Annotated in this window: 5 protein-coding genes; 1 reads left to right on the top strand and 4 read right to left on the bottom strand. The window is 68.8% G+C overall.

Going from position 1 to position 8,327, the window contains the following annotated elements; genetic code table 11:
• The 4 genes from cydD to hisC all read right to left on the bottom strand — a co-directional run.
• On the bottom strand, positions 1-2,312 hold a 2,312-nt coding region (gene cydD / locus R6V09_RS39925), incomplete at its 3' end, for a thiol reductant ABC exporter subunit CydD (protein WP_317886386.1).
• Positions 2,313-2,382: 70 nt separating this feature from the next.
• Positions 2,383-3,387 (bottom strand): cytochrome d ubiquinol oxidase subunit II, encoded by a 1,005-nt coding sequence (cydB, locus tag R6V09_RS39920; RefSeq protein WP_317886385.1) that lies wholly within the window; start codon positions 3,385-3,387, stop codon positions 2,383-2,385.
• 20 nt (positions 3,388-3,407) lie between these two features.
• A complete protein-coding gene (locus R6V09_RS39915) occupies positions 3,408-4,916 on the bottom strand; it encodes a cytochrome ubiquinol oxidase subunit I (RefSeq protein ID WP_317886384.1) in 1,509 nt (502 codons plus the stop codon).
• A 233-nt stretch (positions 4,917-5,149) separates the two neighbouring features.
• Entirely contained in the window at positions 5,150-6,232 is a 1,083-nt protein-coding gene (hisC, locus tag R6V09_RS39910; RefSeq protein WP_317886383.1) for a histidinol-phosphate transaminase, read from the bottom strand.
• A gap of 431 nt (positions 6,233-6,663) precedes the next feature.
• Here hisC and R6V09_RS39905 point away from each other — a divergent pair, with 431 nt between their 5' ends.
• Positions 6,664-7,776 (top strand): LacI family DNA-binding transcriptional regulator, encoded by a 1,113-nt coding sequence (locus R6V09_RS39905; RefSeq protein WP_317886382.1) that lies wholly within the window; start codon positions 6,664-6,666, stop codon positions 7,774-7,776.
• Positions 7,777-8,327 lie beyond the last annotated feature (551 nt).

The following is an 8,327-nucleotide window of genomic DNA, read 5'->3' as shown; positions in this document are numbered from 1 at the left end:
AGCCGCCGTTCGGCACGACGGGCGACGGCACCGGTGACGAGGGGGACACCGACGCCGGCCGCGAGGAGACCCACCGCGAGCACGGCACCGGCCTCGGGCAGCAGCCAGGCCGTGAAGCCGACCGTCGCGGCGGAGACGGTGGCCGCGACCCCGGCGGGCAGCAGCCAGCGCAGCCAGTAGTCCTGCAACGCGTCCACGTCGGCGACGAGCCGGGACAGCAGATCGCCCCGGCGGGTGTCGCGCAGCCCTGCGGGCGCCAGCCGTTCAAGGCGCCGGTAGACGGCGACCCTGGTGTCGGCCAGCATCCGCAGCACCGCATCGTGCGACACGAGCCGCTCCGCGTACCGGAACACGGCCCGCCCGATCCCGAAGGCCCGGGTCGCCGTCACCGCCACCATCAGGTACAGCACGGGCGGCTGCTGCGAGGCCCGCGAGATCAGCCACCCCGAGGTGGCCATGAGCCCAACAGCACTGCCGAGAGCGAGACTTCCGAGCAGCAGCGCCAGAGCGAGGCGTCCGCGCCGGGCGCCGGACATGGCACGGACCCGGGCGAGAACACCACCCGCGTGCTCCGCGAGCCGCGTCTCGGGCTCGTCGGGGGCCATGGAACTCACCGTCGTCTCCGGCGAGACCGGGTGGGCCTCGGCGAGCGCCGGAGCGGTCTCGACGCGAACCGCGGTCTCGCCCTCCGTCACTCGCACCACCCGGTCGGCCACCGCCAGCAGGGCCGGCCGGTGCACCACGAGCAGTACCGTCCGCCCGACCGCCAACCGCCGTACCGCCTCGACCACTTCGGCCTCGGTCGCCCCGTCCAGCGCGGCCGTCGGCTCGTCGAGGAGCAGGACGGGCCGGTCGGCGAGGAAGGCCCGGGCCAGCGCGAGCCGCTGCCGCTGCCCGGCGGACAGTCCGGCTCCGTCCTCGCCGAGCACGCTGCCGATGCCCTCGGGCAGCTCGTCCACGAACTCCAGGGCGCCGGCGTCGGCCAACGCCCGCCGTACGGCCTTGTCGTCGGCGTGGGGCCGGGCGAGCCGTACGTTCTCGGCGATCGTCCCGGCGTACAGCTGAGGCCGTTGCGGCACCCAGGCGATCCGTGACCGCCACCGCTCCAGGTCGGCGTCGGCGAGATCGACTCCCCCGGCCCGCACCCGGCCCTCGGCGGGCCGCACGAACCCCAACAGGGCGTTCAGCAAGGTGGACTTGCCCGAGCCGCTCGGGCCGACGAGGGCGACCGTCTCGCCGGGTTCCACCGCGAAGGACACGTCCGACACGGCGTCCGCGGACCGCCCGGGATACCGGACCGTCACGCCTTCGAAGGCGAGAGCGTCGGAGGGCACTTCGGTGGTTCCCGTAGTCGGTACCGGTGTCTCCAGTACCGAGAAGATCTCCTCGGCCGCCGCGAGGCCCTCCGCCGCCGCGTGGTACTGCGCGCCCACCTGGCGCAGCGGCAGATACGCCTCCGGTGCCAGGACGAGGACGACAAGACCGATGTAGAGGTCCATGTCGCCGTGCACGAGTCGCATGCCGATCGTCACGGCGACCAGGGCCACGGAGAGCGTGGCGAGGAGTTCCAGCGCGAAGGAGGAGACGAAGGCGATCCGCAGCGTCCGCATGGTCGCCTGCCGGTACTCACCGGTGATGCGCCGGATCGACTCGGCCTGCGCCTTGGCCCGCCCGAACACCTTCAGGGTGGGCAGCCCCGCGACCACGTCCAGGAAGTGCCCGGAGAGCCGGGACAGCAACTGCCACTGACGGTCCATCCGGGACTGCGTGGCCCAGCCGATCATCACCATGAAGAGCGGGATGAGCGGCAGGGTGCCGACGATGATCGCCGCCGACACCCAGTCCTCGGTGACGATCCGCGCCAGCACCGCCACCGGGACGACCACCGCGAGCCCCAACTGCGGGAGATAGCGCGAGAAGTAGTCGTCGAGGGCGTCGACACCGCGCGTGGCGAGGGCGACCAGCGACCCGGTCCGCTGCCCGCTCAGCCATCCCGGGCCCAACTCCACGGAGCGCTCCAGCAGCCGTCGCCGTAGCTCCGACTTCACGGAGGCGCTGGCGCGGTGGGCGGCGAGTTCGGTGAGCCAGGAGACCAGGCCACGGCCACCCGCGACGGCCACCAACAGCACTAGGGGAGTGCCGAGTTCACTGACGGACTTCCCGTGCTGGAAGGCGCCGACCACGACCTCGGCGATGAGCATCGCCTGAGCGATGACCAGCGCCGCACCGACGGCACCCAGGCCGACGACCGCCACCATGAACAGCCGGGTGGCGCGGGCGTATCGGAGCAGTCGTGGGTCGATTGGTTTCACGTGAAACACACCCTCTTCTCAGGAGGTCCCAACGGGGCATGTTTCACGTGAAACATGCCCCAATTCGGACTCAGTGCGCTGCCTCGGCGATGTGCTGCGTACCGATCCGCTTGCGGAACACCCAGTACGTCCAGCCCTGGTAGAGCAGGACGATCGGGGTGGCGATCCCCGCACACCAGGTCATGATTCGCAGGGTGTACGGGCTCGACGAGGCGTTGGTGACCGTGAGGCTCCAGTCCGGGTTGAGCGAGGACGGCATGACGTTCGGAAAGAGCGACAGGAAGAGCATCGCGACGGCCGCCACGATGGTGACCCCGGAGAACGCGAACGACCAGCCTTCACGCCCGACTTGGATCGCACCCAGCGCCGCGACCAGGGCGACGACGGCCACGATCAACGCGACCAGACTCTTGCCGTCTCCGCTGTCGACCTGGGTCCAGATCAGGAAGGCCAGCGCCAACAGGGCGGTGACGAGACCGACTTGAAGCGCCAGCTTCCGTGCCCGCACCCGGATGTCCCCGACGGTCTTGAGTGCCGTGAACACCGCGCCGTGGAAGGTGAAGAGGGTCAGGGTGACCAGGCCGCCGAGGATGGCGTACGGGTTCAGAAGGTCCCAGAAGTTGCCGGCGTACTCGAAGTTCTTGTCGATCTTCACGCCCCGCACGATGTTGCCGAAGGCCACACCCCACAGGAACGCGGGGAGCAGCGAGGTCCAGAAGATCGCCGTCTCCCAGTTGCGCTGCCAGTTCTCCTCGGGCCGCTTCGCCCGGTACTCGAAGGCGACGCCCCGGACGATCAGGCAGACCAGGATGATCAGCAGGGCGAGGTAGAAGCCGGAGAAGAGGGTGGCGTACCACTCGGGGAAGGCGGCGAAGGTCGCGCCGCCTGCCGTGAGCAGCCAGACCTCGTTGCCGTCCCAGACCGGGCCGATCGTGTTGATCAGGACCCGCTTCTCGGTGCGGTTCCGGGCGAGCAGCTTGGTGAGGATGCCGACCCCGAAGTCGAAGCCCTCCAGAAAGAAGTAGCCGGTCCACAGGACGGCGATGAGGACGAACCAGACGTCGTGCAGTTCCATGACTGTGCAGCTCCCTCGGCCTAGTAGGAGAAGGCCATCGGCTTGTCGGCGTCCTGGGAGTCGCCGCCGATCTTCGTGGGCGGGTTGAGGTCGGCCTCGGTGAGTTCGGGCGGGCCGGCTTTGACGTACTTCGCGAGCAGCTTGACCTCGATGACGGCGAGGATCGCGTAGAGCGAGGTGAAGACGATCATCGAGGTGAGGACCTCGCCCTGGGAGACGCTGGGGGAGACGGCGTCACGGGTCTGGAAGAGGCCGTAGACGACCCAGGGCTGGCGGCCCATCTCGGTGAAGATCCAGCCCCAGGAGTTGGCGATCAGGGGGAAGCCGAGGGTCCAGATCAACACCAGCCAGTAGAGCTTGGTGAGTTTCGGGCCGAGGGCCTTCTTCTTGAAGAGGACCACGTTCGGCACTTCGTCCTCACCGACCCGCAGATGCTGGGGCAGCATGAACTTCTTGCGGGTCAGCCAGAGTCCGGCCACGCCGATGGCGAAGGACGCCATGCCGAAGCCGATCATCCAGCGGAACGCCCAGAAGGTGACGGGGATGATGGGCCGGTAGTCGCCGGGGCCGTACTTGGCCTGCTCGGCCTTGTTGGTGTCGTTGATGCCGGGGACGTACGAGCTGAAGTCGTCGTCGGCGAGGAACGACAGTATCCCGGGGATGGACAGCTCGACGGAGTTGTGGCCCTTGCTGACGTCGCCGTAGGCGAAGATCGAGAACGGCGCGGAGTCCTGGCCGTCCCACAGCGCCTCGGCGGCGGCCATCTTCATGGGCTGCTGCTTGAACATGACCTTGCCGAGGGTGTCACCGCTGACGGCGGTGAGCAGGCCGGCGATGGCGACGGTGATCAGGCCCAGCCGCAGCGAGCTCTTCATCACGGCGATGTGCTTCTTGCGGAACAGGTGGAAGGCGGCGATGCCGACCATGAACGCGCCGCCGGTCAGGAACGACGCGGAGAGCGTGTGGAAGGCCTGTGCGAGCGCGGTGTTCTGGGTCAACACGTGCCAGAAGTCGGTGAGTTCGGCACGACCCTTGGCTTTGTTGATCTTGTAGCCGACGGGGTGCTGCATCCACGAGTTGGCCGCGAGGATGAAGTACGCCGACAGGATCGTGCCGATCGAGACCATCCAGATGCAGGCCAGGTGGATCCTCTTGGGCAGCTTGTCCCAGCCGAAGATCCACAGCCCGATGAAGGTGGACTCGAAGAAGAACGCGATCAGTGCCTCGAAGGCGAGCGGGGCACCGAAGATGTCACCGACGAACCGTGAGTAGGCGGACCAGTTCATCCCGAACTGGAACTCCTGCACGATGCCCGTGACGACACCCATGGCGATGTTGATCAGGAAGAGCTTGCCCCAGAACTTGGTGGCCCTGAGGTACTTCTCCTTCTCCGTGCGCACCCACGCGGTCTGCAGCCCGGCCGTGAGAGCGGCGAGCGAGATCGTCAGCGGGACGAACAGGAAGTGGTAGACGGTGGTGATGCCGAACTGCCATCGCGCCAGTGTCTCCGGCGCCAGAGCCAATTCCACGTCGTCAGTCTCCTTACGTCGCCGTGGTACAGCGGCAGTTTGCCCCTTTTGTCACACGCATCATGGGACGAACCGGGACACGCTTGTGAACGCGTTCACATTCACAAGCTATTATGACGTACGGATTTTCGACAGCGGAAGGGGGGTCCCGTTCGAAGGCCCATTACGAAGGGGGGTCCCCATATGGCAACCCCCCTGACGTCACTCGTTACGAACGATCTCGCCGGCGACCGCTAGAACTCCTTGCGGAACTCCGCCGCCGCCCTCAGGAAGATGTCGTTGGCCTCGGTCTCCCCGATCGTGATCCGCACACCCTCGCCCGCGAACGGCCGGACCACCACGCCCGCCCGGTCGCACGCCGCCGCGAAGTCGACCGTGCGCTCCCCCAGCCGCAGCCACACGAAGTTGGCCTGAGTCTCCGGCACCGTCCAGCCCTGGGCCCGCAGCGTATCGACCACGCGGGTGCGCTCGCCCACCAACGAGCCGACCCGGCCCAGCAGTTCGTCCTCGGCACGCAGCGAGGCGACCGCCGCGTCCTGTGCGAGCTGGCTCACCCCGAAGGCCACCGCCGTCTTGCGCAGTGCCGCCGCCACCGGCTCGTGCGCGATCGCGAAACCGACCCGCAGCCCGGCGAGACCGTACGCCTTGGAGAAGGTCCGCAGGACGCAGACGTTCGGCCGGTCACGGTAGAGCTGGACTCCGTCCGGCACCTCCATGTCCCGGATGAACTCGCGGTAGGCCTCATCCAGGACGACCAGCACGTCGCCAGGCACCCGGTCCAGGAAGCGCTCCAGCTCTGCCCGCCGTACGACCGTGCCCGTCGGGTTGTTGGGGTTGCAGACGAAGATCAGCCGGGTCCGGTCGGTGACGGCGTCCGCCATCGCGTCCAGGTCGTGCACATCGCCCGGGGTCAGCGGAACCTGCACCGGAGTGGCACCACTGACCCGCGTGATGATCGGGTACGCCTCGAAGGACCGCCAGGCGTACATGACCTCGTCGCCGGGGCCGCTGGTCGCCTGGACCAACTGCTGGGCCACGCCGACCGATCCGGTGCCGGTGGCCAGGTGCGAGACAGGGACGCCGAACCGGTCCGCCAGCTCGTTCACCAGCTCGGTGCAGGCCAGGTCCGGGTACCGGTTGAGCGACGCGGCAGCCGCCGTCACGCTCTCCATGACGCCCGGCAGCGGCGGGTACGGGTTCTCGTTGGAGGACAGCTTGTAGGCCACCGGACCGTCGGCTGCGGCAGCGGCGCGCCCCGGCTTGTAGGCGGGGACACCCTCCAGCTCGGCGCGCAGCCTGGGGCTCTTCTCGCTCACCGCAGTCCTCCTTGTGACCACTACCGGATTTCAATACTCCTCACCTTATGAGGATTCTGCGCCGCCGCGTACAGATTGTGCCCGCGTGAGCAGCGCCGGGGGCCGGCCGGGACCGACCTCACCCGTCACATCCACATCAGGGGCATCATCGTACGAAGGCGCACGAACCGGGGGCGCGCTGTACATATATCTATGCGCCGGTAGCTCACGCCGTGGCGCGCATCCCTCGTGCAGGTGAGTTGAGACCTCTTCGAAACATCGGGGACTTGGCAGGCCCATGCGCGCCGACAAGTCACGTAATGCCATCGAAGCGCTTAACTGACTTTGTTTCTAAGGCTTTTGACCCTTTCCGACCTTGCAGAAACGTGCCTGTCAACGCGTGCATATGCGTCCGCACTACCCCACCGCATGAGCCCTACTATCGGCTCGCCATGACAGCAGCAGGGAAGCACCAGGTGAGCCGCGCGGAAACCTCTCGTCGAGGAAGCCGGCCGGGCCGGGCGGGAATCAGAGACGTGGCCGCCGCGGCCGGAGTCTCCATCACGACCGTCTCCGACGCCCTCAACGGCAAGGGCCGGCTCCCGGACGCCACCCGACGCCATGTCCGCGAAGTGGCCGACCGGCTGGGCTATCGGCCCTCCGCGGCAGCTCGCACGCTCCGTACCGGGAAATCGGGCCTCATCGGCCTGACCGTCACGACGTACGGGGATGAACCTTTCACCTTCACCGAATTCGCGTACTTCGCCGAGATGGCGCGCGCCGCCACCTCGGCCGCACTCGCCCGCGGCTACGCCCTCGTGATCCTCCCGGCGACCTCGCGCCACGACGTGTGGTCGAACGTCGCCCTGGACGGCACGGTCGTCATCGACCCGTCCGACCAGGACCCGGTGGTCAGCGAGCTCGTCCGGCAGGGTTTACCGGTCGTCTCCGACGGCCGCCCGGCCGGCTCGCTCCCGGTGACCGCCTGGGTCGACAACGACCACGAGGCCGCCGTCCTCGGCATCCTCGACCACCTGGCCGACGCCGGCGCCCGCCGGATCGGCCTGCTCACGGGCACCAGTACGGACACATACACACACCTCTCGACCACCGCATACCTGCGTTGGTGCGAGCGGGTGGGCCAGGATCCGGTGTACGAGTCCTACCCGGCGCACGATCCGTGCGCGGGTGCCGTCGCCGCCGACCGACTGCTCGCCCGGCCCGACCGGCCCGACGCGGTCTACGGCCTGTTCGACCCCAACGGCACGGATCTGCTGGCCGCCGCCCGCCGCTACGGGATGCGGGTGCCGGAGGATCTGCTGCTGGTGTGCTGCAGCGAGTCCACGGTGTACGCCAACACCGAGCCGCCGGTCACCACGCTCTCCCTGAAGCCGCGCCGCATCGGTACGGCGGTGGTGCAGCTCCTCATCGACGCCATCGAGGGGGTCGATTCGGATCTGCCGATCGAGCAGGTGATACCGACCGAACTGATCATCCGTACGTCGTCCCAGCGACGGCCACCACGGACGACTGTCAGCCCGCCTCGGTCGCCGGAGGGGAAGTAAGGCGGTCGGGCTGAGTTGGGCCGGCGGTGGAGCCGTGGAGGCCGTCGGCGGCAGCCGGAGGCTGGCCGTAGTGGACCGGCCTGTCGGCCGGTCGATCCGGTCGGTGGGCCCGGTCAGCAGGTCGGTCTGACGGTGGGTCGGTCTGACGGTGGGTCGGTCTGCCTGTGGCTCTGCCGGTGGGCCTGCGGTCGGCTGCGCGTCCGGTTGTGTCGGCCGTCCGGCTGCGTGGCCGCCTGATTGGTGGCCGGGACGGCCGGTGGGCCAGGCCGACCGTGGGGCTACCCCGTAGAGCCTGCCGGTGAGTTGACCGTCTGGCCGGGTCCGCCTGCCCGCGCCGGGGGCTGCTCGGGGTGGGGTGACGAACGGGGAGGGCCGGGTCGGCATACGGCCCTTCCTCGTGGTCGGCACCGTGAGGGGTGGGTCGGCCAGGAGAGGACACCGTGACGGGCTCGGTGAGGGAGCGGGCGCGGTGCCGGGCACCTCTCGGGGTGGCGACGGCGCGCAGCGGCAGGCGGACGGTGCCCGGACGCTTCCCTCCGGCTCCGGTACGG

Source organism: Streptomyces sp. W16, assembly GCF_033194735.1.
In the GTDB taxonomy this organism is placed as follows: domain Bacteria; phylum Actinomycetota; class Actinomycetes; order Streptomycetales; family Streptomycetaceae; genus Streptomyces.
Note: the sequence above shows the minus strand (reverse complement) of the source record. Positions and strands in the feature narration are given on the sequence as shown.

Bases quoted from the DNA above. Each gene is read 5' to 3' on its own strand.
- cydB (WP_317886385.1), bottom strand. From the start codon at position 3,387: ATGGAACTGCACGACGTCTGGTTCGTCCTCATCGCCGTCCTGTGGACC.
- R6V09_RS39905 (WP_317886382.1), top strand. From the start codon at position 6,664: ATGACAGCAGCAGGGAAGCACCAGGTGAGCCGCGCGGAAACCTCTCGT.